Consider the following 26,460-nt stretch of genomic DNA (forward strand, 5'->3'; position numbering starts at 1 on the left):
AAATTAGTGACAGAACCTCTCCACTAAATAAGGGCAAGTCCACCCTGAGCGTAGCTCATGGGAGCCGTCTCGAAGGGCTGAGGGAGCGCTGTCGCCCTCGTCCTTCGAGACACCTCCTTCGCAAGCTCAGAAGGCTCCTCAGGATGAGGACGAAATTGGCATCGTCAAAGTTCAAAAAGAAAGGGCGCCGAAGCGCCCCTAAAACAACTTGAGATCAATCATCGCCCATCTTGAGCGCCTGAATGAAGGCCTCCTGCGGGATTTCGACCTTGCCGAACTGGCGCATGCGCTTCTTGCCTTCCTTCTGCTTTTCCAGAAGTTTGCGCTTGCGCGTCACGTCGCCGCCGTAGCACTTGGCCGTCACGTCCTTGCGCAGCGCCGAGATCGTCTCACGCGCCACAATACGACCGCCGATGGCCGCCTGGATCGGGATCTTGAACATGTGCTGCGGGATCAGTTCCTTCAGCTTTTCGCACAGCGCGCGGCCACGCTTTTCCGCCGCCGAGCGGTGCACCAGCATCGAAAGCGCGTCGACCGGCTCCTCGTTCACGAGGATCGACATCTTGACCAGATCGCCCTCGCGGTAATCCGAAAGATTGTAGTCGAACGAAGCGTAGCCCTTCGAGATCGACTTCAGACGGTCGTAGAAATCGAACACCACTTCGTTGAGCGGCAGATCATAGGTGATCATGGCGCGGGGACCAACATAGGTCAGATCAATCTGCAGACCACGGCGCTCCTGGCAGAGCTTCATGATCGCGCCGAGATAATCATCCGGCGTCATGATGGTCGCGCGAATCCATGGCTCTTCAATCGCATTGATCTTCACCACATCCGGCATATCGGCCGGGTTGTGCAGCTCTTTCTGCGATCCGTCCTGCATGTTCAGGCGGTAGACAACCGAAGGCGCGGTCGTGATGAGGTCGAGATTGAACTCGCGCTCAAGACGTTCCTGGATGATTTCCAGATGCAGCAGGCCAAGGAACCCGCAGCGGAAGCCGAAACCAAGCGCAGCAGAGGTTTCCATTTCGAACGAGAACGACGCATCGTTGAGGCGCAGCTTGCCCATGGCGGCGCGCAGGTCCTCGAAATCCGCCGCATCGACCGGGAACAGGCCGCAGAACACGACCGGCTGCGCGGGCTTGAAGCCAGACAGCATCTTGTTCGTCGGGCGGCGATCTTCGGTGATCGTATCGCCGACGCGGGTGTCGGCCACTTCCTTGATCGAAGCGGTGATGAAACCAAGCTCGCCGGGACCGAGTTCGTCCACCTGAACCATCTTCGGCGTGAACACGCCGGTGCGTTCCACCGGATATTTCGCGCCCGTGCCCATCATGCGGATGGTCTGGCCCTTTTTCAGGACGCCATCAATGATGCGCACCAGAACGATAACGCCAAGATAGCTGTCATACCAGCTATCGACCAGCATGGCCTTGAGCGGCGCATTGCGGTCGCCTTCCTTCGGCGCGGGCAATTGCGTGACGATGGCTTCCAGCACATCCTCAATGCCGATGCCGGTCTTGGCAGAAATGTGCACGGCCTGCGCCGCATCAATGCCGATCACTTCCTCGATCTGCTGCTTGACGCGCTCAGGCTCGGCAGCGGGCAGGTCGATCTTGTTCAGCACAACCACGATTTCATGGTTGTTGTCGATGGCCTGATAGACATTGGCCAGCGTCTGCGCTTCCACGCCCTGAGAGGCGTCCACCACCAGAAGTGAACCTTCGCACGCAGCCAGCGAGCGCGAGACTTCATAGGCAAAGTCGACGTGTCCGGGCGTGTCGATCAGGTTCAGCACATAATCTTCGCCGTTCTTCGCCTTGTAGCTGAGACGGACGGTCTGCGCCTTGATGGTGATGCCGCGCTCGCGCTCGATATCCATCGAGTCGAGAACCTGATCCTTCATCTCGCGCGTGTCCAGCCCGCCGGTCAACTGAATGAGGCGGTCGGCCAGCGTCGATTTGCCGTGGTCGATATGGGCGACGATCGAAAAATTGCGAATATGGTCAAGTGGTGTGCTCATGCGCGCGATTTAACAGCAAGAAGCGGAATCTCAAAGCGGTTTTCGGATAAGATCACGCTGAAACAAAAAAACGAACACGGGAAAAAGTCCTGCTATCATGATCGTGACAACAAGTCCCCTTTGCCTTGTGGCCAAAAGGCGATAAATCACCGGCAATATAGACGCATCGCCGCCGCTCATTGCAAGCGGCGCAGCTGGCTTTCATGCAGGAGTTTAGGATGAAGACCGAACCGAACGAAGTCCACAACAGGCCGAAACTGGTCACCGTTTTCGGCGGCTCCGGCTTTGTCGGGCGCGCGGTCGTCGCAAGTCTTACCAAGCGCGGCTATCGCGTGCGCGTTGCCGTGCGCAAGCCGGAAGTTGCCTATTACATGGCTCCGCTCGGCAACGTCGGCCAGATACAGATGGTGCAGGCCAATGTCCGCAACCGCGCTTCGGTCGAACATGTCGTCAAGGGTTCCGACCATGTCGTGAACCTCGTCGGCATCCTTGCTGAAAGCGGTCGCCAGCGTTTCAACACCGTTCAGGTGCTGGGCGCGAAGAACATCGCCGAAGCCGCCAAGGCCGCAGGTATTCGCATGACGCATCTGTCCTCGCTCGCAGCCGACGTCAATTCGCCATCGGATTACGCACGCACCAAGGGCGAAGGCGAAAACGCAGTTCTTTCCGTTCTGCCGGAAAGCGTCATCCTGCGCCCTTCGATCATTTTCGGTCCTGAAGACCGCTTCTTCAACCGCTTCGCCAACATGGCGCGCTTCTCGCCGTTCCTGCCAGCTATCGGCGGCGGCGAAACGAAGCTCCAGCCGGTCTATGTCGGTGACGTTGCGGAAGCCGTCGCCCGCGCCGTCGATGGCAAGCTGATGCCGGGTGGCGTCTATGAACTCGGCGGCCCGGATGTGCAGCCGTTCAAGAACTGGATGAAGGACATGCTCGGCGTTATCGCCCGCAAGCGCCTCATCATTTCCATGCCCTGGTGGGTTGCCCGTTTGCAGGCATCGATCCTCGGCCTGCTGCCGAACCCGATGCTCACCAACGATCAGGTGACGCTGTTGAAATTCGACAATGTCGTTTCCGAAAAGGCGATCAAGGAAGGCCGCACGCTGGAAGGCATGGGCATCACGCCGGAAGGCGTCGACGCCGTGCTGCCATCCTATCTGTGGCGCTACCGCGTTGCCGGCCAGTACACCAAAACCGGTTTTGCGTGAGACATTCCGCTCATCGGAAAATGAACAAGGGGCCGAAAGGCCCCTTTTCTTTTGCCCGACTTTTTATACGCCGAACTTTGTCTGAATTTGACGACGTTCATCCCCAGACGAGAAGCGCAGCCAACCCCACCGACCCGACGATCAGGCGCCACCAGCCGAACAGCTTGAAGCCGTGGCGGGACACATAGTCCAGCAGATAGCGCACGACGAAAACGCCCGAGATGAAAGCCATTACGAAGCCGACCCCGATCAGCGCACCGTCGTTGAGCGACAGGATATTGCGGCTCTTGTAGAGGTCATAGGCAAAAGCGCCTGCCATGGTCGGCATAGCGAGGAAGAACGAAAACTCCGCCGCCGAGCGCTTGTCGGCCCCCAGCAGAAGCGAGCCGACAATGGTGGAGCCGGAGCGCGACACGCCTGGTATCATGGCCAGGCACTGGATGAAGCCGATGGCGAGGCACATGGGCAGCGGATAATCCATCACATCATGATAGCGCGGACGCAGATTGAGCTGGTCCACCCAGAGCAGGATGAAACCGCCGATGATGAGCATGATGCAGACAAGCATCGGCGTTTCAAACAGCACGCTTTTGATGAAGCCGTGCGCCAGCGCGCCGATGACGGCAGCGGGCAGGAAGGCAACCAGAATGCCAAAGACGAAGCGCCGCGTGCGGGCATCGCGGGGAAAATCGGTCAGGATTTTCAAAAGTTTTGCCGAATAGACGGTCAAGATGGCCAGAATGGCACCAAGCTGGATCAGAACCTCGAAGGTTTTTCCTGTGGATTCAAAACCAAGAAAATGGCCGATCAGCAGCAAATGCCCGGTGGAGGAAACCGGGATAAATTCGGTCAAGCCTTCGATAAGACCGAGAAACGCGGCTTCCAGCAGATTAAAAACATCCATGAAGTCAGCACCTTAGAATATTGGGCACCATGATGGCAGCAAGACCGGGCCGCGATTGCGGTTGCCGAGGCAAAAACGAGCACTTCCAGCGATTGCTTGTCTCACGCAGACATAGCCCTTATAGACTTTATATTCCGTTGAGGCGGTGTCGAATCGCTCGGTAGCAGGAATAGCCTGCTGCATGCGCAAACGCCAGCCGCCGTGCTATCTCCGGACGTTCAATTCAAGCTTCAGTCGAGAGTATCGCGTCGATCATGCTTACGCTTTTTCATCATCCCATGTCTTCGGGTTCGCGCTATGTGCGGCTCATCCTCGGCGAGTATGGCGTTGAAGCGGAGTTGATCGAGGAACGACCGTGGTCACGTCGCAAAGAATTTCTGGCGCTGAACCCGGCGGGCACCCTGCCCGTTCTTCTGGCTGAAAATGACCTTCCGGTCGTCGGCGCGACGGTGATTGCCGAATATCTGGACGAAACCCGTGGCGCTTTGAAACGCAGCCGCCGCCTTCTGCCGGAAAGCCCGATGGAGCGCGCCGAAGTGCGCCGCCTCGTTGACTGGTTTCTGCTGAAATTCGAAAATGAAGTCACACGCCACATCGCGCGCGAACGTGTGTTCAAGCTGCAGATGGCCGCCGAAATGGGCGGTAGCGCGCCGGATTCGACCGCTATCCGCGCCGCCCGCACCAATATCCGCCAGCACATGAAATATATCGACTGGCTGGCCGCGACACGCGACTGGCTGGGTGGCGCGCATCCAAGCTATGCCGACATGGCTGCTGCAGCATGCATTTCCGTGCTGGACTATCTCGGCGAAATCGAGTGGGGCGAAACCAAAGCGGCGCGTGACTGGTATGCACGCATGAAATCGCGTCCGGCCTTCCGCCCATTGCTTTCTGACCGCGTGCGCGGGCTTGCCCCGGTGGCCCATTATGGCGACCTCGACTTCTAATTCGAAAACCGAAAAGCTGAAGCGCTTCCTGATCGAAGAGGCGAAGGCGGTCGGTTTCGATGCCGTCGCCTTCACTACGCCGGATGCAATTCCGCAAGCGCCCGAACGGCTGCGCCAATATATTGCCGATGGCCACCACGCCGACATGGAATGGATGGAGGAAACCGAGGCGCGCCGCAGCGATCCAAGCGTGCTGTGGCCGGAAGTCCGTTCCATCATGATGCTGGCGATGAATTACGGGCCGGATGCCAACCCGCTCGCCATTCTGGAGCAACAGGATCGCGCGGCCATATCGGTCTACGCGCAAAACCGCGACTATCACGACATCATCAAGGGCAAGCTCAAGCATGTGGCGAGCCGTTTTGCCGCGCGCGCCGGACAGGATGTCAAAGTCTTCGTCGACACCGCGCCCGTCATGGAAAAGCCGCTGGCTGAGGCCGCGGGGCTCGGCTGGCAGGGAAAGCACACCAATCTGGTAAGCCGCGAGCTTGGCTCGTGGCTATTCCTCGGCTCCATCTTCACAACGGCGGAAATTCCGCCCGACGCGCCTGACCGCGACCATTGCGGCTCCTGCCGCGCCTGCCTCGACGCTTGTCCGACCAAGGCCTTCCCCTCGCCCTATCGCATCGACGCAAGGCGCTGCATTTCCTATCTCACCATCGAGAACAAGGGGCCGATCCCGCACGAATTCCGTAAAGTCATGGGCAACCGCATCTATGGCTGCGATGACTGCCTTTCCGTCTGCCCTTGGAACAAGTTTGCGCAGGCAACCAGCGAAATGAAGCTGAAAGCCCGCGACGATCTGAAAGCGCCGCGTCTGGCCGACCTGTTGACACTGGATGACCCCGCTTTCCGCACTTTGTTTTCGGGTTCCCCGGTGAAACGGATCGGGCGCGACCGCTTCCTCCGCAATGTGCTGATCGCCACCGGTAATTCCGGTGATAAAACGCTTCTGCCAGATGTCGAACGACTGCTGGAAGACGAAGCGCCTGTCGTGCGCGGCGCAGCAATATGGGCCTTGAAGCAATTGGCCAATCCCGACCGTGTGGCTGAAATGCAGAAACGTCTGGCCTCATCGGAAGAGGATGCTACGGTGCAAGCAGAGTGGACCACCGCATCGACCCGAAAATCGGAAGCGATTTTGGGAAAGCACGATGCGTAGATTCAATGGATTAGAGTGTCCTTTGTGCGTCCCAACGGGCGCACGGCGCTCTATGGAGGAAGTTTGATGCGCGTTTTTCTGTTCGGAGCCGGTTATTCTGCCCAGGCCTTTGCTCAAAGGATGACAGGTGAGGCGGAACGCATCGACGGGACAACGCGGCACGAGCAGAAATTCCCGCTCCTTGAAAAGGCGGGCATAAAGCCAATGCTCTTTGACGGTGAAACACCTTCGCCCGACCTTCTGGACCGGCTTGCCCAATCGACCCATGTGGTCGTTTCGATTTCGCCCGGCGAAAGCGGCGACCCGGCGGTCGCCGTTGTAGAAGAAGCGCTTCGTCGCCCCGACAACACCATTCGCTGGATCGGCTATCTGTCGACGGTCGGCGTCTATGGCGACCATCAGGGCCAATGGGTGGACGAGACTGCTCCCTGCAAGCCTGCGTCCCGCCGCAGTCTGGAGCGGGTGGAAGCCGAAGAAGCATGGGGACAATTGAGCGAACGGCACGGAACGCCGCTCGCAATCTTGCGTCTTTCCGGCATTTACGGGCCGGGCCGCAACGCCTTCATTAATCTGGAACGCGGTACTGCACGGCGTATCATCAAAGACAATCAGGTCTTCAACCGCATCCACGTAGATGACATCGCCGGTAGCCTGCGTTTTCTGGCGGGGACCAACACGGGCGGCATCTTCAATATCACCGACAATGAACCAAGCCCGCCACAGGATGTCGTCACCTATGCAGCCGAACTGATGGGCGTGACGCCGCCACCGGAAGTCCCCTTCGCGGAAGCCGACATGACGCCGATGGCGCGCTCCTTCTATGGCGAGAACAAGCGTGTCTCCAACCAGCGCATCAGGGATCTCGGTTATGAATTTGCCTATCCCGACTACAAGACCGCCTTTTCGGCGATGTGGCGCGACGATAGCTGGCACTGATTTGCATTGTTCAGATGCGGCTGTTAAAAATGCGTCCGCAATTGAACCGGGACAAAACAGAATGAGCAGCACCGAACTCGCAACCAGATAAGCCGCAACAGCCTTTCCGACCTGTTGCGGCATCTGCCCCGGACCAATTTCCCTTAAAGCGCATCCCGAAAAGTGTGTAATGATTTTCGGATAAGACACGCGTTGTAAAGAAGGCAGATCGCCGCCCCCGAATTCTTTCTCGAGCGGATGCTTCGTCATGCCTTTTGATAACAAACAAACTCCACGCTGGAGCTACTCCCTGCCATTTGCGCTCGCGCTGATGGCCCCTTTCGACATTCTCGCCTCGCTGGCCATGGACATCTACCTGCCGGTCGTGCCGTCCATGCCCGCCATCCTGCAAACGACACCCGCCATGGTGCAGCTGACGCTCAGCCTCTACATGGTGATGCTGGGTGTCGGGCAACTGCTGTTCGGCCCGTTGTCGGACCGCTTCGGACGCAGGCCCATCCTGCTTGGTGGCGGATTGGTTTTCGCCCTTTCGTCCTTCGCGCTGGCGATTACCGACAATGCCGCGCTATTCGTGGCGCTTCGCTTCGTACAGGCAACGGGCGCCTCGGCGGCACTTGTCGCCACTTTCGCAACGGTGCGCGACGTCTATGCGACGCGTCCCGAAGGCGCGACGATCTACGGCCTTTTCAGCGCCATGCTTTCCTTCGTCCCTGCGCTTGGCCCGATTGCCGGTGCACTGATTGCAAAGGGTTTCGGATGGCGGACAATCTTCGCATTGCTGGGCCTGTTCGGTCTCATCGCAACATGGCGCGCCTTGCGCCACTGGCACGAGACACGACCGACCGGCGATGCGCCAAACGCCGGCAGTCTGGGGCGGATCATAAAGGATTTCCGCTTCTGGACCTACACGCTCGGCTTTGCCACGGCGATGGGCACGTTCTTCGTATTCTTTTCTACCGCACCGCGCATTCTGATCGAACGCAGCGGCTTCGGTGAAACAGGATTCAGCCTTGCCTTCGCAAGCGTTGCCGGCGTCATGATCGCCGCCACGCGCATCCTGCCGCGCCAGACGCAGAAATGGGGTGCCCGTACTAGCGTGGCCCTTGGCATGGTCGTGCTCCTTGCCAGCGCGCTCCTGCTTCTGGCGGGAGAGACACTGCTGCAACCATCATTCACAAGCCTCATCGTCCCGATGTGGCTTGCCGCTATCGGGATCGTTCTCACCGCATCGATGACGGCAAATGGTGCGCTTGCAGCTTTTGACGACAATGCGGGCATGGCGGTCGCTGTCTATTTCTGTGTTCAGAGCCTGATCGTCAGTCTCGCAGGAACCGCACTGGTCATTTTCCTGCCTGGCGATACTGCCTGGCCATTGATCACCTTCTGCACCTTCATGCCGTTGCTGGTTCTGGCCATGCTTGCAAGGCTACGAAAGAGCTGAGGGAAATGGCGGTCGGCAGCACAAACTGTCGACCGCCATTGAAGCCCTGCCGTGGACACAGCATAATACCCGCAATCCGGTTGCCTTGATTCGCAGCCGCAGCCCCTAGAGCGCCATGCGTCCATATGGACGCACAAAGGATGCTCTAACCGATCGAATCTACGCATCGTCTTTCCGAAAATCGAAATCGATTTTCGGAAAGACGATGCTGTAGGCAAAACATGGAACTGCCCCATGATCGCAAACAGATTGAAGAAGATCATTCTCGCAGCTTCGCTGGCCGCAATGATCGCACCCGACTTCGCGCCAATGGCCATGGCGGAAGACATGCCGGCCAAACAGGCTTTCGGCGGTGAAAGGCTTCCTGTGCTGGCGCAGCAGCCGCAGTCCATCGGCTTTTATGCCAAAGGATGCCTCGCCGGTGCTGTGGCATTGCCGACGGATGGACCGAACTGGCAGGTCATGCGCCTTTCGCGCAATCGCCGCTGGGGTCATCCGCGCATGATCGGTCTTCTGGAAAAACTGTCCCGCGATGCAGCACAGGACGGCTGGCCCGGCCTGCTCGTCGGTGACATCTCGCAGCCGCGCGGCGGCCCGATGCTCACCGGTCATGCCTCGCATCAGGTCGGCCTCGATGCAGATATCTGGCTGACACCGATGCCGAAAAAGCGGTTTTCCGATGCCGAACGCGAGAGCGTTTCCGCCGTTTCGATGCTGAAGCCGGATTCGCTTTATGTGGACCCGAAAAAATGGACCCCTGCCCGCACGGCCCTCATCAAGCATGCCGCAAGCTATCCGGAAGTCGAGCGCATCTTCGTGCATCCGGGCATCAAGAAGCAGCTTTGCGACACAGTGACGGGCGACCGAAGCTGGCTCGGCAAGGTTCGCCCCTATTGGGGGCACTTCTACCATTTCCATGTGCGCCTGACCTGCCAGCCCGGTTCGCCTCAATGCAAGGGACAGCCGAAAGTGGCTGCTGGCGACGGTTGTGACAAGTCGCTCGCCTGGTGGTTTACCGACGAGCCATGGAAACCTGCAAAACCGTCGAAGGAACCGCCGAAAAAGCCGCGTCCGGTGATGGTTTCCGATCTGCCGAAGGCCTGTGCCGCCGTCCTCAACGGCCCTGCGCCGAATTCGGTTGCGGATGTCACCTACGGCGTGCAGTAACGGCTTTTAGCGCTTTTCAGGTCTTTGGCACTTCGCTATAGATTTAAAACGATTTAGAATGCTAATGACAAGGTTATCAACTCGTAAGGTTGCTCATTCATGACGGAACGCCTGCGCATCGCATTGATCGCCCACGACCAGAAGAAGGATGACATGGTCGCCTTCGCCAAAGCGCATGAGCAGGCTTTGGCCCGCTTTGACATCGTGGCGACGGGGACAACTGGCAGCCTCATTCTGGATGCCTGTCCTTCACTCAGCATTCAGCGTGTGAAAAGTGGGCCGCTCGGCGGAGACCAGCAGATCGGCGCGATGATCGCAGAAGGCACGGTGGAAGTGCTCATCTTCTTCATCGACCCGCTGTCCCCGCTTCCGCACGATGTCGATGTGAAGGCGCTGACACGCCTTGGCAGCGTCTACGATATTCCAATGGCGCTCAATCGCGCGACAGCGGAAAAGCTGATCAAGGCGCTTGATTAGAGCGCATCCCGAAAAGTGTGAAATGGTTTTCGGAAAAGATGCGCGTAAAAACAGATGATTAGAGCGCCGATCTGATCCAATCAGATCGAAACGCGCTCTAATCCTGCACAAGACAGGCTCGCCCGCGGAAGACCACCGCGGGCGGAAGACATGACCAGGGAGAGGGCATGCTGGCGACTACAGCATGTCTCCCAAAAGTGGGAACCGGCTTTGGGACAAAGACATGCATGAAAACAAAGAGATAGAGCTGGTCGAACAGGGGTTCCGGTTTCCAGTACTCGTCGGCGATATCGGCGGCACCAATGCCCGCTTTGCTATCCTGGTGGATTCCAATGCAGAGCCGAAGGAGTTTCCCGTTCTCCAGACGGCGGATTATGCAACCATCGATGAGGCGATACAGAGCGCCATTCTTGATCACACTTCGATCCGGCCACGCTCCGCAATTCTCGCCGTGGCCGGTCCCGTCGACGGTGACGAAATCGACCTCACCAATTGCGACTGGGTCGTGCGCCCGAAGAAGATGATCGCCGATCTCGGTTTCGAGGACGTGACCGTGCTGAACGATTTCGAGGCGCAGGCGCTTGCCGTCGTGTCTCTCGGCAGCGATCATCTGGAACAGATTGGCGGCAAGCCGGAAGAAGTGGTTGCCACCCGCGTCGTACTCGGACCGGGCACGGGGCTTGGCGTTGCCGGTCTTGTCCGCACGCGCCATGCATGGGTGCCGGTGCCTGGCGAAGGCGGCCATATCGATATCGGCCCACGCACGGAACGCGATTATCAGGTCTTCCCGCATATCGAACGCATCGACGGCCGCGTCGCTGGCGAACAGATCCTGTGCGGCCGCGGCCTGCGCAATCTCTATCTTGCCATATGCGCCGCCGACAAGGTGACGCCAACGCTGGAAACACCTGCCGACATCACTTCAGCAGGGCTCGATGGCAGCAATGCGCAGGCGGAAGAAACCCTGCATCTGTTCGTCACCTATCTCGGACGCGTTGCAGGCGATCTGGCGCTGATCTTCATGGCGCATGGCGGTGTCTATCTTTCCGGCGGCATTCCGCAGCGCATCCTTTCTGCGCTCAAGTCCGGCGCTTTTCGCGAAGCATTCGAAGACAAAGCCCCGCACAAGGCCATCATGCGCGACATTCCTGTCCGCGTGATCACGCACCAGCTTGCAGCCCTCACAGGGCTTTCCGCCTTTGCGCAGGCCCCCGCCCGTTTCGAAGTTTCGACCGAAGGACGCCGCTGGCGCATTAGAGCATGATTCCGAAAAGTGGGAACCGGTTTTCGGGTAAAATCATGCTCAAACAAAAACTTAGAGCGGGATGATGGTTCAGCTTAAAAACATCCCGCTCTGACCGGCAAAGCTTGAGGATGGTCAAGCCGCACGGATAACGTTATAGAAACGCTGCACTGAAATTGCCGATGGCTTTTTCAGTGCAGCGTTTCCGTATGGGAAGTCGTATTTTTCAACGATAGCCGCCGGACCTGCCGGAGGGCTAAGAGACAAAAAGCGCTTTTGCACGTGAGTCTATTTAAGAAGAAAAACAAGAAGATCGATACGGGCGAAGCCACCCGCGTAATCCGGCGCATGATGTCGGAAAACGTCCGCGAATATAAAAAGAATTACATTATCGCCATTCTGGCATCGCTCATCGTCGGCGGATCGAATGGCGCATTGGCCTATATGATGAAGCCGATGATCGACAAGATCTTCTATGAGCAAAATCTCGCTCTGGTCTGGGTCATTTGTGGCACATTGCTGGCCATCTTCGTATTGCGTGGCATTTCCGGCTATATACAGGCTGTGGAACTGGCCAAGATCGGTAACAATCTGGTCGCGCGCTACCAAAAGCGCATTTTCGACCATCTGATGAAGCTCGGTCTCGATTTCTATAACGACACCCGTTCCGGTCATCTGGCAGCGCAGATCAATCAGAACGTTTCCGGCATTCGCGATCTGCTCAACATGACGATTTCGTCGATCGCGCGCGATTTCATCTCACTCGTCGGTCTCGTCGGCATGATGTTCTACATGGACCCGGTTCTGTCCGTTGCGATTTTCCTGATCGGACCGCCGCTTATTCTCGCCGTTGCCTATATTTCACGCCGCATTCGCTCCGTCACCCGTGATCTCGTGCATCTCAATTCCCATTTGCTGGGTGCGATGCAGGAATCGATTCAGGGCATCGCCATCGTCAAAGCCTTTACGATGGAAGATCAGCTACGCGCCAAGATCGGCAAGCTCATCGACCAGTCCGAAGGCCGCAGCAACAAGATCGCCAAGGTCTCCGAGCGCACGACGCCCATTTCTGAAATGCTGGCAGGTTTTGCCGTCTCCGGCGTGCTGGCCTATAGCGGCTATCGCGCAATTCTCGAACAGCAGCCTCCCGGCGCGACCTTTGCCTTCATCACCGCAATGCTGCTTGCCTACGATCCGGCTCGCCGCCTCGCCCGCCTTCAGGTCGGGCTGGAAAAGGCGCTCGTCAATGCGCGCATGATCTATGAAGTGCTGGATATAGAGCCGCGCCAGCGCGATCTTCCAAACGCCGTGGAACTGAAAGCCGGTCCTGGCGAAATCCGCTTCGAGGATATCTATTTCTCCTATAACGAGACCGCGCCGGTGCTTCACGGCGTCAGCTTCGTCGCCAAGGCGGGCGAAACCACTGCCGTGGTCGGCGCGTCAGGCGCGGGCAAATCGACGCTCATCAATCTTGTCCAGCGCTTCTACGATCTCGACAGCGGCAAGATCCTGTTCGACGGACAGGATATCGCACAGGTCAAGAAGCAGTCGCTGCGCCATGCCATCGCCTATGTCTCGCAGCAGCCCTATCTGTTTGAAGGCACCATTGCCGACAATATCCGCTATGGCCGCCCGGACGCGACGGATGAGGAAATCATCGAGGCGGCGAAACTTGCCCATGCGCATGAATTCATCCTGCAACAGCCGCAGGGCTACGACACGCCGGTCGGCGAAAACGGCGTGACGCTTTCTGGCGGCCAGCGCCAGCGCGTCTCGATCGCTCGCGCCATCGTGCGCAATGCGCCGGTTCTCCTGCTCGACGAAGCGACTTCCGCCCTCGACAACGAATCGGAGAAGCGGGTCCAGCAAGCGCTGGAAGGCATCATGCAGAACCGCACCACAATCGTGATTGCCCATCGTCTTTCCACGGTGGTCAATGCAAATCGCATCGTGGTGATGGAAGCTGGTCGTGTGGTGGAAGAAGGGCGTCACGACGATCTGATCGGCATCCAGAACGGCGTTTATGCCCGCTTTTATCAATTGCAGAGCGGCAACGGCGATATCATCACCGAAAAAACGGCAGAAGAATTGCGGACAGGAGAACCCCGATGAGCGGAGAAACGCAGAACAGCGAAGTGGGCCTCGTCGTCGTCGGCGCTGGCGGACGCATGGGCCAGACGTTGATCCGGACCATCCAGACCATCGAAGGCGCGAAACTGGTCGGTGCCATCGAACGCTCCAGCTCGCCACTTCTCGGCAGGGATGCGGGCGAAGTCACCGGCATTGGCCCGCTCGGCGTGACAATCACCGACGATCCGTTGCCGGTCTTTGCCAAGGCGCAGGGCGTCCTCGATTTCACAAGCCCTGCGGCAAGCGTGGAATTTGCAGGGCTTGCTGCGCAAGCGCGCATCGTGCACGTCATCGGCACGACGGGCTGCTCGGCTGAAGACGACGAGAAAATCCGCGCCGCCGCCCGCCATGCCACCATCGTCAAATCCGGCAATATGAGCCTCGGCGTCAATCTTCTGTCCGTTCTGGTGCAGAAAGCAGCCCAAGCGCTCGATCCTGCGGATTTCGACATCGAAATTCTCGAGATGCATCACAAGCACAAGGTCGATGCACCGTCCGGCACCGCGCTGCTTCTCGGCGAAGCGGCAGCGAAGGGGCGCGACATTGCATTGGCGGAAAACAGCGTGCGCGTGCGTGACGGTTATACCGGCCCGCGCGAAACCGGCTCCATCGGCTTTGCAACATTGCGCGGCGGTTCGGTCATCGGCGATCATTCGGTGATTCTGGCCGGTCCCGGTGAACGCGTCGTTCTCTCCCATCATGCCGAAGACCGGTCGGTGTTTGCACGTGGTGCCATCAAGGCTGCACTCTGGGCCCATGGCAAAAAGCCCGGTCTCTATTCGATGCTCGATGTTCTCGGGCTGAACGACTGATCGTTTCCACCGGAGCGCCGATCCGACCTGTTCAGATCAGCTCTCCAGAGTTTTGTCTTATCGCGCATCTTATCCGAAAACCGCTTCACACTTTTCGGGATGCGCTCTCTAACGGAGCGTTGCATATGTCTCGTACTCTCGTCCTGGTCCGCCACGGTCAAAGCGAGTGGAACCTCAAGAACCTCTTCACCGGATGGCGCGATCCGGGCCTGACCGAACAGGGCCATGCCGAGGCCAAGGCCGCAGGCCAGCGCCTGAAAGCTGCCGGTCTGAAGTTCGACATCGCCTATACGTCTGCGCTGTCGCGTGCGCAGGTGACCTGCCAGCACATTCTGGACCAGCTCGGTCAGTCTGATCTCAAGACGATCCGCGATCAGGCCCTGAACGAGCGCGACTATGGCGATCTGTCCGGCCTCAACAAGGATGATGCCCGCGCCAAGTGGGGCGAGGAACAGGTCCATATCTGGCGCCGTTCCTACGACGTCCCGCCTCCGGGCGGCGAAAGCCTGAAGGATACCGGCGCGCGCGTTTGGCCGTACTATCTGCACACGGTGCAGCCACACGTGCTGCGCGGCGAAACCGTTCTGGTTGCAGCCCACGGCAATTCGCTCCGCGCACTGATCATGGCGCTCGATGGTCTGACACCGGAACAGATTCTCAAGCAGGAGCTCAACACCGGTGTTCCGGTCGTTTATCGGCTCAATGCCGATTCGACTGTCGCTTCGAAGGAAATTCTCGAAGCCTGATAGCTGTTTGGCTGTGAATTCGTCGGGCGCGCCAGCGCGCTCGTCCCTCATTTCAACGCGAAAAAAGCATTGGCTGAAAAAAAGCTGGCTGAATGTCGAAAACGCGATTGACAGAGACAGGTCGACCCCTTAGATGGGTCCTCGTCGCCCAGATGGCGGAATTGGTAGACGCACCAGCTTCAGGTGCTGGCGCTCGCAAGGGCGTGGAGGTTCGAGTCCTCTTCTGGGCACCATTTCCAAGTCTTCAGACCACTACCAAGGTCCAGAAGCACCTCAAAAAGCCCGCGCAAGCGGGCTTTTTTGTTTCTGGATTGTCGTCCCGACAGGATCAAGCTTCAAGCCGGTTAATCCGACCAACAGATTTGGCAGTCGATGCAGTTTTCTCCCTCCGAACGCGACGCTTTCTTCGAATTGCTGAAATGGCGGCGCGATGTCCGTCACTTCAGCGATAGAGCCATAGACGGCGGAATCATCGATGCTTTGCACGAAGCGATGGATTATGCTCCCTCCGTCGGCAATGCCCGCCCCTGGCGCGTGATTTCAGTTGAAACTGCTGCAATACGTGCAGCGGTGTATGACAACTTTCTGGAAGCCAACCGGTCGGCCGCACAAATCTATGAAGGGGCGCGCGCAGAGCATTACCGCGATTTGAAACTGGAAGGCATCAGCGTTGCTCCAGTGCAGCTTGCCATTTTTACCGAGACTGCGCCCGTCGAAGGGCAAGGCCTCGGCAGACAATCCATGGCCATTACCCTGGAGCACAGCACGGCAATGGCGGTCCAGAATCTCAATCTGGCGGCAAGATCGTTCGGGCTTGGCGTCGGTATGGTTTCCATTCTCGGTCCACATGCAATGGAAACGCTTTTCAAGACTCCGCCCAGCTGGCACTTCAGCCTCTATCTGTGCATCGGCTGGCCACTGGCTGATGACGACACACCCCTGCTGCACCGAAACGGCTGGCAGAAAAACAAAGCGACGATCTGGCATCGTTTCTAGAGGGCAAGAGGCGCAAGGCAGCAGAAATACCTCCTGACAGCCCGCATCTATCCTGATCCGCCCCTACCTTGTAAGGTAGGCCCCGCGTGGCGGGCTTTCTGGGAGGAAAATCATGCGACGGATCATTGTTGGAACGTTCCTGAGCCTCGACGGCGTGATGCAGGCGCCGGGTGGGCCGGAGGAAGATCGTACCGGCCAATTCGAATATGGCGGCTGGACAGTGCCCTATTGGGACGATGTGGTTGCCGGAGCCATGGGTGAAAGCTTTTCCAAGCCGTTCGACCTGCTTTTGGGCAGACGTACCTACGATATTTTTGCTGCCCACTGGCCGCATCAGGTAACAGACCCCAACGACCCCGGCTTCGTATCCGGCGAAGGCGAGATCGCCAGAATGTTCAATGATGTAACGAAATATGTCGCGACGCACAGGCCGGAAAGCCTGAACTGGCAGAACAGTGAACTGCTGGGCGACGATATCATCGCCTCATTGAGAGCCATCAAGGCCACCGAAGGCCCTGACCTGTCAGTCTCGGGCAGCAGCGAACTGGTCCATCAGTTACTTGCCAGCGATCTGGTCGATGAGTTGCGGCTGTTGATCTATCCGGTCATCCTTGGCAAAGGTAAGCGTCTCTTCGACGGGCAATCCGTGCCATCAGCCTTCAAGCTGGTCAGCTCCACCACATCGCCCAGCGGCGTCATCATTGCCAATTATCAGCGTTCAGGCGAACTCAAGACCGGATCTTTTGCGATGGACCACCCATCGGAAGAAGAAATCGAGCGACGTAAGAACCTTTCCTGATTCCAGCCGGGCTTCCCGAACCATTGGAGTAGAGAACCCGCCCCTTCGGCAAGGCTTTGTCAACAGCCCTATGAATTGTGCCTATTGCGCTGATCTCGCAATTGGCGGCACAATCCGACGTCCTTTGCTCAAATTCATTTGCTTACAAATATAATAACGGGGAGCGAATATGCGCCGTAAAGGCTTGCTGGAATTCGGGAGAAACAGAACGCTTTACGGCCTGTTTCTGTTCTGCGCGATCTGCGCCATTGCGGGCAGTCTCATGGGCTATAGTGGCGAGGATTCCGCCTGGCGCTGGCTGCACTATCTGACCAAGCCAACCGCAACCCTGCTGCTGCTCGCCGCCGTCCTTTGCGCCGAACGCCCCAAATCGAAATCCTATGGCTTTGCCGTCGCCTTTGGCCTGGCTTTTGCAGCACTCGGGGACTTTTTCCTGATGTTGCCCGGCGATTATTTCATGGCGGGCCTGATCTGCTTTCTCATCACCCATTGCGCCTATATCTATGCGCTTTGCCGCCATACGCGCTTTGCCGCGCATAAAGGCGTTTTCGTCCTTTTTGCCATCGCGGCCTTGGCCATCATAGCAGGCCTTTGGTCGTCGCTGCCGACGTCGATGAAAATCCCGGTCGTCATCTATGCCGCAGCGCTCGGCATCATGGCGGCGCAGGCGATGAGCCGCGCGCTCGGCACCGAGCCGGAAACGCCACAGCGCTATGCCGCATGGCTCGCGGCAGCAGGCGGCCTCTTCTTCATGGCAAGCGACACGCTGCTTGCTTATGGACGCTTCAGCCTCGACATTCCGCTGAACGGTCTGTGGGTGCTTGCAACCTATTATGCTGCGCAATTCCTCTTTGCCCGTTCAACGGAGGATTTTGCCTATGACAACTGAAGAACAGGCATTGCAGCTCTCATTCGAGCGCCTGCGTCACGCATGGCTTGAAGACCGCCCTGCCTATGAGCAGCGTCTGGACGACCTGAAGCGCCTGCGCGAGCGGCTCGAAGCAAGACTGGATGAAATGGCGAAGGCCATCAGCGCGGATTTTGGGAATCGCTCGCTGCACGAAACCCTGCTCGGTGAAGCCAGTGTCGTCTTTTCCGAAATTGATGATGCCCTGCACAATCTCAAGCGCTGGATGAAACCGAAACGCCGTAAGGCAGGCTGGAAAATGTGGCCCGCCAAGGCCGAAATCCGTTATGTTCCGCTCGGCGTGGTGGGGATCATCGCGCCGTGGAATTATCCGGTCAATCTGGCATTGGCGCCGCTTGTCGCGGCAATTGCAGCCGGGAACCACGTTTTCCTGAAACCATCAGAACACACGCCACGCACCGCCGAATTCCTGCAAAGCCTGCTTGCCGATGTGTTCCCGGAGGATCGTGTTACCGTGGCGCTTGGCGATGCTTCCCTGTCAGCACAATTTGCATCGCTGCCATTCGACCATCTCTTTTTCACCGGCTCCACTGCTGTCGGGCGCAAGATCATGGCGGCGGCGGCACCAAACCTGACCCCGGTGACGCTTGAGCTTGGCGGCAAGTCACCTGCCATCGTCAGCGAAAACGCTAATCTCAAACGCGCCGCCCGAGCGATCGCGACGGGAAAATTCTTCAACGCGGGGCAGACCTGCATCGCGCCTGACTATGTTCTGATCCATCACAGCAAGCGCGACGAATTCGTGAACCTTCTGCGTGGCGAAATGCAGGCACGTTACGGCAGCGTATCAGCGGAAAAAGACCGCACGACGATCATCAACGATGCTCAGGAAGCGCGGCTGTCGAAACTCCTGGCCGATGCCGCAAACAGGAGCGAGGCCGTCATTGAGCTTCCGGCAGGTTCCGAACAGCCGCGATCAATGGCGCCTGCGCTCGTGCTGGAACCCGCCACAGACAGCGCGATCATGCAGGAGGAGATTTTCGGTCCACATCTGCCGATCATCAGCTATCGCCTGCTCGACGATGCAATCGGCTTTGTTCTCAAGCTTGACCGTCCGCTGGCGCTTTACTGCTTCAGCGATAACACTGCAGAAATTGAAATGATGCTCATTCGTATCGTTGCGGGTGGCGTCTGCGTCAACGACACGCTTTACCATTTCGCCTGCAGCAGCCTGCCATTCGGCGGGGTGGGTGCAAGCGGTATGGGCCAGTATCATGGCCATGACGGTTTTCTGACCTTTTCCAAGGCAATGCCCGTCCTGACCAAATATGCCCCGGCTCCGAGCGACCTCATCAAGCCGCCCTATACCGGCCTCACTGACAGGCTGATCCGTTTCATTGCAAGATGAGGTTAGGAACTATGCCAACATCCTCCGCGTTCGGATATTGAGATCGCCTGATTGTGTAGGGGATTGCTATTCAAACAGAGATACAATCTGACTATATAAAGACTGATCGCCGGTTCATTCCTCCGGTATAGTCATAGTCTTTCAGAACAGAATACCTGACAGGTGAAAAACGGGTGCTGAAAAAGAAAGAACCAAACCGGATATCGAAGTCCATCCTGACTGCTATCCGGAACAGGCCGGGTTTCAGGCCGCTCAACGCCAATATTACCGGCGGTGATATCGTCATTGCATCCTACAATGTCCACAAATGCATCGGTATCGACAAACAGTTCAACCCGCAACGAACGGCTGAAGTCATCAGTGAAATCGACGCGGATGTGATTGCCCTGCAGGAAGCCGACAGGCGTTTCGGCGAGCGTTCCGGCCTGCTTGATCTCGGCCTGCTTGAGCGCCGCCATGGGCTCGTTCCAGTCCCCATTACCGCAACAATGCCCAAGGGCCACGGCTGGCACGGCAATGTGCTTCTGTTCCGTGAAGGTGTGGTGCGCAATGTGCAGCAGCTCAAGCTTCCCGGTGTCGAACCGCGCGGTGCACTGGTTGCGGACCTGCAGTTTCCGGCAGGCCCCCTGCGCGTGATTGCCGCGCATCTTGGTCTTCTGAAACGCTCCCGTGAGCAGCAGGCCGAAAGTATTCTTACCGCCTTGCAGGAAGCCGATACGGTGCCGACCCTGCTCATCGGCGACCTCAACGAATGGCGCATCGGCAAGCGCTCGTCGCTCGCTGCCCTCATGCCGACATTCAACCATGTCGCCACAGCAGTCCCGAGTTTCCCGTCGCGGTTCCCGGTTTTTGCGCTGGATCGCGTGCTCGGAGCACCGCACAATCTCGTCACATCGGTTGAAGTACACAACACGCCACTGGCGCGCCTGGCATCCGATCACCTGCCCATCAAGGCGCATCTTGACCTCAAATCGGCAACGAACCTGCTGGAAGAATTCAGCCCGGAAATATTCACGAGCAGGACGGGATAACTCTCAGAGATAGGGCGAACCCAGCCATATAATCCGGTCCAGAAGCCGCTCCAGAAATGGCCTGTTCTTGAGACGCGCAAGATTGACCTCGCGGCTACCCTCGATCACCTTGCCGATGCGTTCTTCCACCTGACGCGCCACGTCGCGGTCGAGAATTTCAAGATCGACCTCGAAATTCAGTCGCAACGAGCGCGGATCAATATTGGACGATCCGACATAAGACCAAGCACCGTCGATGGTCATCAGTTTCGAATGATTGAAAGCGCCGCCTGCCCGCCAGATGCGGCAACCATCCTTCAACAGCTGGTCGAACTGCGCACGCATGGCGCGATCCACCAGCTTCAGATTGTTGACGCCCGGCACGACGATATCGACTGACACGCCGCGCCGCGCCGCCGTCACCAGCGCGCTGATCAGTTCACGGTCCGGCAGAAGATAAGGCGTCATGATGAGAATATGCTGCTCGGCAATCGAGAAAGCGCCCATCATCATGCGCTGGTTGGTTTCCACATTCTTGTCGGGGCCTGACCCGACGACACGCACCAGCGTTCCCGTTCCCGGCGGGTTTTCCGGCGGCGCTATCTTCCATGCCTCGCCGGTCAGAAGTTCGCCGGTCGCAAAGCGCCAGTCTTCGGATGCAATATGGAAGAGATCGGCAATCGCCGGGCCTTCAAGCTTGAAATGCGTATCGAAGGCAACCGCTTTGCCCGCGATCGCACGCACGAAACCCGCTCTGATATTCATGCCGCCGGTAAAGGCGATCTTGCCGTCAACAATGAGAATTTTGCGGTGGGTGCGCAGGTTCGCATAAGGCAGGCGCAACCCGATGATGATGTTGCCGTTGAACACATCGACGGCAACACCCTTGTCCTTCAAAAGCTTCACGATGCTCGGAAAGGAATAGCGCGCGCCGACAGCGTCGACCAGCACCCGCACTTCCACACCACGCTTGACCGCATCACCCAGAGCATCGGCAAATTTTTCGCCAATGGCATCCCGGTCGAAAATATAGGTTTCCAGCATGATGCTGCGCTCGGCTCTGCTTATCGCGTCGAGCATAGCGGCGTAGGCTTCGTCCCCCGTTTCCAGCATCTCGATGCTGTTGCCGCTGGTGAAATCATAGAGGCTGACGGCATCGCCCAATATCTTCATCGCCCCGAACTGGCGTCCGAAGGCGGCGCGCACGAGGTCGTTCGTCGTATCGAAATGCGACAGGTGATAGAGCGCGATCTTGCCCATATTGGCGCGCTGGTGGGTGAGCGTCGACCGCCGGATACGGTTCACGCCCGCAATGGCATAGACCACCGCCCCGACGATGGGCGACAGCACGATCACGCCTACCCAGCCGATGGCCGTGCGTACCTCGTCCTTCGTCATCGTCGCGTGAATGGCGGCAATCGCGCCCAGAACGCCCGACAGAACGAACAGGATATGCGGCCAGTAGTGGGAAACGAGATCGAACATCACATGAACTTTAAGCGGAAAACGACTGCAATAGCAAAGAGATATAATGCGCGGTCGAGCGAACGAACAGAGTAGACAACGATGATCCCACCCGCCTCGCACAAAAGCTGGTCAAATCCCGGACATGCCTTATATTGTTCCCGAGGCATGACAATTTGAGGGACGTCTCATGGCAACAGCTCATAATGATTTCGACCGCCCGACCTTTCCAAAGGAACTTTCCAGCAAATGGGGGTGGTTCGTCGCCCTTGGGGTCGCACTGCTGATCCTCGGAGGCATCGCCTTCGGTAATCTCGTTCTGGCCACCGTGGTCTCGGTCTACTATGTCGGCCTGATGATGCTGATTGGCGGCGTCATCGAGATCATTCACGCCTTCGGCGTCAAAACATGGGGCAGCTTCTTCTTCTGGCTCCTGAGCGGCCTGCTCTACACGGCAGCCGGTATCGTCGCCTTCATCAATCCGGTGCTAGCGGCTGGCGTGATGACCTTCCTTCTGGCGGCAGCCCTTCTCGGTTCCGGTGCTTTCCGCATCTGGCTAGGCTTCAAATCGAAACCGTCCGCCGGTTGGGGCTGGATCGTCGCAGCCGGTGTCATCACCATGCTGCTCGGTCTTATCATCGCCATGCAATGGCCGGTCAACAGCCTGTTCATTCTTGGTCTTTTCCTGGCGATAGACCTGATCTTCCAGGGCTGGTCCTTTATTGCCTTCGGCCTTGGCATCAAGAGCCGATAAACATCACAGATCACTGGCAAAGCGGCGCGCACTGCGCCGCTTTTTCATTTGAACTCGACCTTTCGGCCAAGTCCTGCTAGATGCTCCCCAACATCTTCGCGGCGCGCTTTCACGCGCAGCCCAACGTTTCGCCATCACGAGTTTCTTCATGCCCGCTGACCATCCCGTTTCCAAGCGCCGCACATTCGCGATCATCGCGCACCCGGACGCCGGTAAGACCACGCTGACCGAAAAGCTGCTGCTGTTCGGCGGCGCCATCCAGCTCGCCGGTGAGGTGAAGGCCAAGAAGGACCGCATCCAGACCCGGTCGGACTGGATGAACATCGAGCGCGACCGCGGCATCTCGGTCGTCACCTCGGTGATGACCTTCGAATACAAGGACTGCATCTTCAACCTGCTCGATACACCGGGCCACGAAGACTTTGCGGACGATACCTACCGCACGCTGACTGCCGTGGATTCCGCCGTCATGGTCATTGACGCCGCCAAGGGTATTGAGCCGCGCACGCTGAAGCTGTTCGAAGTCTGTCGTATGCGCGACATTCCCATCGTCACTTTCGTCAACAAGATGGACCGCGAAGCGCGCGACCCGCTCGAAATCCTCGATGAGATCGAAGAAAAGCTGGCACTCGACACGGCCCCGATCACCTGGCCTATCGGCTCAGGCAAGAGCTTTGCAGGCACCTTCGACCTGCATAACGACACGATGCGTCGTCAGGACAATGAAGAGCAGCCAACCAAGGTCAGCGGCCCGGAAGAAGCCGCCGCACTGCTGCCTGAAAACGAACGCGAGGCATGGCTGGAAGGTGTGGAACTGGCACGCGGCGTCTGCCGTCCGTTCGACCTCGCCTCCTTCCGCGAAGGTCATATGACGCCGGTTTATTTCGGTTCGGCGCTGAAGAATTACGGCGTGCGCGACCTCATCGAAGCTTTCTGCGATTTCGGCCCCTCACCCCGCGACCAGCAGGCCGACACGCGCATGGTTGGCTCTACCGAAGACAAGATGACCGGTTTCGTGTTCAAGATTCAGGCCAATATGGACCCGAACCACCGCGACCGCATCGCATTCCTGCGCGTCTGCTCGGGCAAGCTGTCGCGCGGCATGAAAGCAAAGCTGGTGCGCACCGGCAAGCCAATGAGCCTGTCTGCGCCGCAATTTTTCTTCGCACGTTCGCGCCAGATTGCCGACGAAGCCTTTGCGGGCGACGTGGTCGGCATTCCGAACCACGGCACGCTGCGCATCGGCGACACGCTGACCGAGGGTGAAGATATCCTGTTCCGTGGCGTGCCGAACTTCGCGCCGGAAATCCTGCGCCGCGTGCGTCTGGACGACGCCATGAAAGCCAAGAAGCTGCGTGAAGCGCTGCAGCAGATGGCTGAAGAAGGCGTTGTACAGCTCTTCGTGCCTGATGACGGTTCTCCAGCCATTGTCGGCGTTGTCGGCGCTCTTCAGATCGACGTTCTGACCGAACGCCTGAAAGTGGAATATTCGCTGCCGGTCGGCTTTGAAATGTCGCGCTTCTCGGTCTGCCGGTGGATTACGGCAGATGATCCGGCCGAACTCGACCGTTTCATCGCCTCGCATCGTGCCGATATCGCCCATGACCTCGATCACGATCCGGTCTTCCTTGCCCAGAACGGCTTCTCTCTCAATTACGAAGCCGAACGCTGGAAGGATATTCGCTTTGCCACCGTCAAGGACTATCAGGTCCGCGACAAGGCCTGATACGGTATGGTGATATGACCGATCCTGTTCTGGCTGCTCTCGATTTGCCCGATGCGTTGCTGCATCGGCTTGCCGGTTATAGCAGCCAGCAGGATGAGCTTGGCCGCTCGACCGCCAATGTCCTGCTTCTCGATCATGACGAACATGAACCGCTCGTTCTGAAAATCGAACCGGCCAGCACCGTCAGCGAACTTGCCGGTGAAGGCGCCCGGCTCGAATGGCTCGCAAGGCAGGGATTGCCTTGCCCCAAGGTCGTCGCTTACGAGACGCAGGCCGACCACCACTTTCTTTTGATGACGCGCCTTGCCGGATCGGACCTCGCCTCATCTGTCGGCACTCTCCCGGCGGACAGCATCGTCTCCATTCTCGCGACAGCCTTGAAGGCGCTGCACAGCGTCGATCCCGCCGCTTGTCCCTACGACCACCGGCTGGACCGTCGCATTGAAGACGCGCGCAAGCGGGTCGAAGCCGGTGCCGTCGATGAAGATGATTTCGATGACGAGCGCGAAGGCCGCAGCGCCGAAGACCTGTTCACCGAACTTTGCCGCCTGAAACCGTCACAGGAAGATGTGGTCGTGACTCACGGCGATGCTTGCTTGCCAAATTTCATGGCCAGCGAATGTGCATTCACCGGCTTTATCGACTGTGGCAGGCTCGGCCGTGCAGACCGCCATCAGGATCTCGCACTAGCCTGCTGGAGCATTCGCTACAATCTGGGCGACGAATGGGTACAGCCTTTTCTCGACATTTATGGCGGCCCGGCAATCGACGAAACGAAAATTGCCTATTACCGTTTGCTGGACGAGTTTTTCTAAACCGGCATCGCCCAAAAACGCTTAGCCTTTCGTTTCCAAAAGCCGCTCAGCAATCTTCTCCGCCAGTTTTTCAGCCACTTGTTCCTTGCTCATTTCCGGCCATTCCTCGATGCCGGAACGGCTTAGAATGCGGACACGATTGCGGTCGCCGCCCATGACGCTACTGCCATCCGGCGCATGCGAAACATCGTTGGCGACGATCCAGTCCGCGCCCTTCTTTTCAAGCTTGGCTCTCGCGTTTTCGGCCACGTCCTGCGTTTCTGCTGCAAAGCCGACGACGAGGCCGGGACGCTTGTCGCTATGGCCGACACCGGCCAGAATGTCCGGGTTCTCGACCATGGCAAGCGTCGGCGCGCTTTCACCGGGTTTCTTCTTGATCTTCTGTCCGGCTTCATTGGCCGTGCGCCAGTCGGCAACCGCTGCAACCATAATTGCCGCATCGGCAGGAAGATGCCGCTCCACAGCAGCCTTCATTTCACGCGCCGTCTCGACATGAATGACATCGACGCCTTCGGGGTCAGGAATGGTGACCGGGCCGGACACCAGATGCACCGTCGCACCAAGCCGCGCCAGCGCCGCCGCAATAGCGTGGCCCTGCTTGCCCGACGAACGGTTGGCGATATAGCGCACCGGATCAATTGGCTCGTGCGTCGGGCCGGACGTCATGACAATGGTTTTGCCTGCAAGCGGCTTTGCCTGCGGAGCAAGCAGGTTCTCGATCGCCGCGACAATCGCCAGTGGCTCGCTCATTCGTCCGGTTCCGGCTTCACCGCTTTCCGCCATCTCCCCCCCCTCCGGGCCGATGAAGCGAACGCCGTCTTTTTCGAGCGTCAGACGATTGCGTCTCGTCGCGGGATTGTCCCACATGGCCGGGTTCATGGCAGGCGCAACAAGCACTGGAACTTTGCGAGCAAGCAGCACCGCACTGGCCAGATCATCGGCAAGCCCGTTCGCCATCTTCGCCATCAGGTCAGCGGTCGCGGGCGCGACGACGATCAGGTCCGCATCGCGGGCAAGCCGGATATGCCCGACATCCTGCTCGTCCTCACGCGAGAACAGATCGGTGAAGACATGATCGGCAGAAACGGCGCCAATGGTCAGCGGTGTCACGAATTGCTGCGCTGCAGCCGTCATCAACGGGCGCACATGCGCGCCACGTTCACGCAGACGGCGGATGAGGTCCGGCGTCTTATAGGCGGCAATGCCACCACCGATAATGAGAAGAATGCGCTGCCCGGCCAGCGACGCACCCGCGCCGGGAGACACTGCAACAGCCTGTGGAGCTATATCCTGCCCCGCCAACAGAATGCGCGCTTCCTCTTCCATGGAGCGCCCGTTCTGCGCTGCCCTGATACGCAGCCGTTCCTTGGCGTCATCATCGAGATTACGGATGGTAATGCTGGCCATTTGATTGCACCTGCTTGTTA

At 58.3% G+C, this 26,460-nt stretch carries 23 protein-coding genes and 1 tRNA gene; 20 read left to right on the forward strand and 4 right to left on the reverse strand.

Annotation, left to right across the window (positions count from 1 at the left end):
* Nucleotides 1-214: 214 nt before the first annotated feature.
* Complete coding sequence (gene lepA / locus CES86_RS07755) at nucleotides 215-2,023, reverse strand: translation elongation factor 4 (RefSeq protein ID WP_010659407.1); 1,809 nt, start codon at nucleotides 2,021-2,023, stop codon at nucleotides 215-217.
* A 218-nt stretch (nucleotides 2,024-2,241) separates the two neighbouring features.
* On the opposite strand from lepA, the gene CES86_RS07760 reads away from it, so the two are divergent.
* Nucleotides 2,242-3,228, forward strand: coding sequence for a complex I NDUFA9 subunit family protein (locus CES86_RS07760; protein ID WP_029929346.1), 987 nt, complete (start codon nucleotides 2,242-2,244; stop codon nucleotides 3,226-3,228).
* A gap of 97 nt (nucleotides 3,229-3,325) precedes the next feature.
* On the opposite strand, the gene CES86_RS07765 is transcribed toward CES86_RS07760, so the two are convergent.
* Entirely contained in the window at nucleotides 3,326-4,132 is an 807-nt protein-coding gene (locus CES86_RS07765) for an undecaprenyl-diphosphate phosphatase (RefSeq protein ID WP_010659405.1), read from the reverse strand.
* A 254-nt stretch (nucleotides 4,133-4,386) separates the two neighbouring features.
* On the opposite strand from CES86_RS07765, the gene CES86_RS07770 reads away from it, so the two are divergent.
* From CES86_RS07770 to CES86_RS07845, 16 genes are all read left to right on the forward strand, one after another.
* Entirely contained in the window at nucleotides 4,387-5,079 is a 693-nt protein-coding gene (locus CES86_RS07770) for a glutathione S-transferase family protein (RefSeq protein ID WP_010659404.1), read from the forward strand.
* The gene (queG, locus tag CES86_RS07775) at nucleotides 5,060-6,241 is read left to right on the forward strand and encodes a tRNA epoxyqueuosine(34) reductase QueG (protein ID WP_094514114.1); all 1,182 of its coding nucleotides are present in this window, start codon (nucleotides 5,060-5,062) and stop codon (nucleotides 6,239-6,241) included. Before CES86_RS07770 ends, queG begins: the two co-directional genes overlap by 20 nt.
* A gap of 66 nt (nucleotides 6,242-6,307) precedes the next feature.
* Entirely contained in the window at nucleotides 6,308-7,177 is an 870-nt protein-coding gene (locus CES86_RS07780) for an SDR family oxidoreductase (protein ID WP_071632557.1), read from the forward strand.
* 247 nt (nucleotides 7,178-7,424) lie between these two features.
* Complete coding sequence (gene cml / locus CES86_RS07785) at nucleotides 7,425-8,618, forward strand: CmlA/FloR family chloramphenicol efflux MFS transporter (RefSeq protein WP_094514116.1); 1,194 nt, start codon at nucleotides 7,425-7,427, stop codon at nucleotides 8,616-8,618.
* A gap of 234 nt (nucleotides 8,619-8,852) precedes the next feature.
* Nucleotides 8,853-9,785 carry a penicillin-insensitive murein endopeptidase gene (mepA, locus tag CES86_RS07790; RefSeq protein WP_094514117.1) on the forward strand — a complete coding sequence of 311 codons (933 nt, stop codon included), beginning with the start codon at nucleotides 8,853-8,855 and terminating at the stop codon, nucleotides 9,783-9,785.
* A 99-nt stretch (nucleotides 9,786-9,884) separates the two neighbouring features.
* Nucleotides 9,885-10,262, forward strand: coding sequence for a methylglyoxal synthase (locus tag CES86_RS07795; protein ID WP_010659399.1), 378 nt, complete (start codon nucleotides 9,885-9,887; stop codon nucleotides 10,260-10,262).
* A gap of 223 nt (nucleotides 10,263-10,485) precedes the next feature.
* Nucleotides 10,486-11,526, forward strand: coding sequence for a glucokinase (locus CES86_RS07800; RefSeq protein ID WP_094514119.1), 1,041 nt, complete (start codon nucleotides 10,486-10,488; stop codon nucleotides 11,524-11,526).
* A 261-nt stretch (nucleotides 11,527-11,787) separates the two neighbouring features.
* Nucleotides 11,788-13,617, forward strand: coding sequence for an ABC transporter ATP-binding protein (locus CES86_RS07805; protein ID WP_094514121.1), 1,830 nt, complete (start codon nucleotides 11,788-11,790; stop codon nucleotides 13,615-13,617).
* Entirely contained in the window at nucleotides 13,614-14,447 is an 834-nt protein-coding gene (gene dapB / locus CES86_RS07810) for a 4-hydroxy-tetrahydrodipicolinate reductase (RefSeq protein ID WP_012091426.1), read from the forward strand. The genes CES86_RS07805 and dapB overlap by 4 nt, the downstream gene beginning before the upstream one ends.
* A gap of 125 nt (nucleotides 14,448-14,572) precedes the next feature.
* Nucleotides 14,573-15,193 carry a 2,3-bisphosphoglycerate-dependent phosphoglycerate mutase gene (locus tag CES86_RS07815; protein ID WP_010659395.1) on the forward strand — a complete coding sequence of 207 codons (621 nt, stop codon included), beginning with the start codon at nucleotides 14,573-14,575 and terminating at the stop codon, nucleotides 15,191-15,193.
* A gap of 146 nt (nucleotides 15,194-15,339) precedes the next feature.
* Nucleotides 15,340-15,426 (forward strand) — tRNA-Leu (locus CES86_RS07820).
* A gap of 139 nt (nucleotides 15,427-15,565) precedes the next feature.
* A complete protein-coding gene (gene bluB, locus CES86_RS07825; protein WP_094514123.1) occupies nucleotides 15,566-16,189 on the forward strand; it encodes a 5,6-dimethylbenzimidazole synthase in 624 nt (207 codons plus the stop codon).
* A 112-nt stretch (nucleotides 16,190-16,301) separates the two neighbouring features.
* Nucleotides 16,302-16,988 (forward strand): dihydrofolate reductase family protein, encoded by a 687-nt coding sequence (locus CES86_RS07830; protein ID WP_094514124.1) that lies wholly within the window; start codon nucleotides 16,302-16,304, stop codon nucleotides 16,986-16,988.
* A gap of 169 nt (nucleotides 16,989-17,157) precedes the next feature.
* Complete coding sequence (locus CES86_RS07835) at nucleotides 17,158-17,877, forward strand: lysoplasmalogenase (protein ID WP_012091423.1); 720 nt, start codon at nucleotides 17,158-17,160, stop codon at nucleotides 17,875-17,877.
* A complete protein-coding gene (locus CES86_RS07840; protein WP_094514126.1) occupies nucleotides 17,867-19,264 on the forward strand; it encodes a coniferyl aldehyde dehydrogenase in 1,398 nt (465 codons plus the stop codon). Before CES86_RS07835 ends, CES86_RS07840 begins: the two co-directional genes overlap by 11 nt.
* Nucleotides 19,265-19,437: 173 nt before the next feature.
* Complete coding sequence (locus CES86_RS07845) at nucleotides 19,438-20,295, forward strand: endonuclease/exonuclease/phosphatase family protein (protein ID WP_010659390.1); 858 nt, start codon at nucleotides 19,438-19,440, stop codon at nucleotides 20,293-20,295.
* A 3-nt stretch (nucleotides 20,296-20,298) separates the two neighbouring features.
* Here the strand turns inward: CES86_RS07845 and cls are convergent, their stop codons facing one another.
* Nucleotides 20,299-21,759, reverse strand: a complete 1,461-nt coding sequence (cls, locus tag CES86_RS07850; RefSeq protein ID WP_010659389.1) for a cardiolipin synthase — start codon at nucleotides 21,757-21,759, stop codon at nucleotides 20,299-20,301.
* Nucleotides 21,760-21,928: 169 nt separating this feature from the next.
* On the opposite strand from cls, the gene CES86_RS07855 reads away from it, so the two are divergent.
* The 3 genes from CES86_RS07855 (at nucleotide 21,929) to CES86_RS07865 (ending at nucleotide 25,033) form a co-directional block, all read left to right on the forward strand.
* Entirely contained in the window at nucleotides 21,929-22,492 is a 564-nt protein-coding gene (locus tag CES86_RS07855) for an HdeD family acid-resistance protein (protein ID WP_010659388.1), read from the forward strand.
* 148 nt (nucleotides 22,493-22,640) lie between these two features.
* Nucleotides 22,641-24,218 (forward strand): peptide chain release factor 3, encoded by a 1,578-nt coding sequence (locus CES86_RS07860; RefSeq protein WP_010659387.1) that lies wholly within the window; start codon nucleotides 22,641-22,643, stop codon nucleotides 24,216-24,218.
* 14 nt (nucleotides 24,219-24,232) lie between these two features.
* The gene (locus tag CES86_RS07865; RefSeq protein WP_094514127.1) at nucleotides 24,233-25,033 is read left to right on the forward strand and encodes an APH(3')-II family aminoglycoside O-phosphotransferase; all 801 of its coding nucleotides are present in this window, start codon (nucleotides 24,233-24,235) and stop codon (nucleotides 25,031-25,033) included.
* A 21-nt stretch (nucleotides 25,034-25,054) separates the two neighbouring features.
* Here CES86_RS07865 and coaBC read toward each other — a convergent pair whose 3' ends face one another.
* A complete protein-coding gene (gene coaBC, locus CES86_RS07870) occupies nucleotides 25,055-26,440 on the reverse strand; it encodes a bifunctional phosphopantothenoylcysteine decarboxylase/phosphopantothenate--cysteine ligase CoaBC (protein WP_235819892.1) in 1,386 nt (461 codons plus the stop codon).
* Between the last annotated feature and the right edge of the window lie 20 nt (nucleotides 26,441-26,460).

Origin of the sequence: Brucella lupini, assembly GCF_002252535.1 — a bacterium.
Lineage (GTDB): Bacteria > Pseudomonadota > Alphaproteobacteria > Rhizobiales > Rhizobiaceae > Brucella > Brucella anthropi.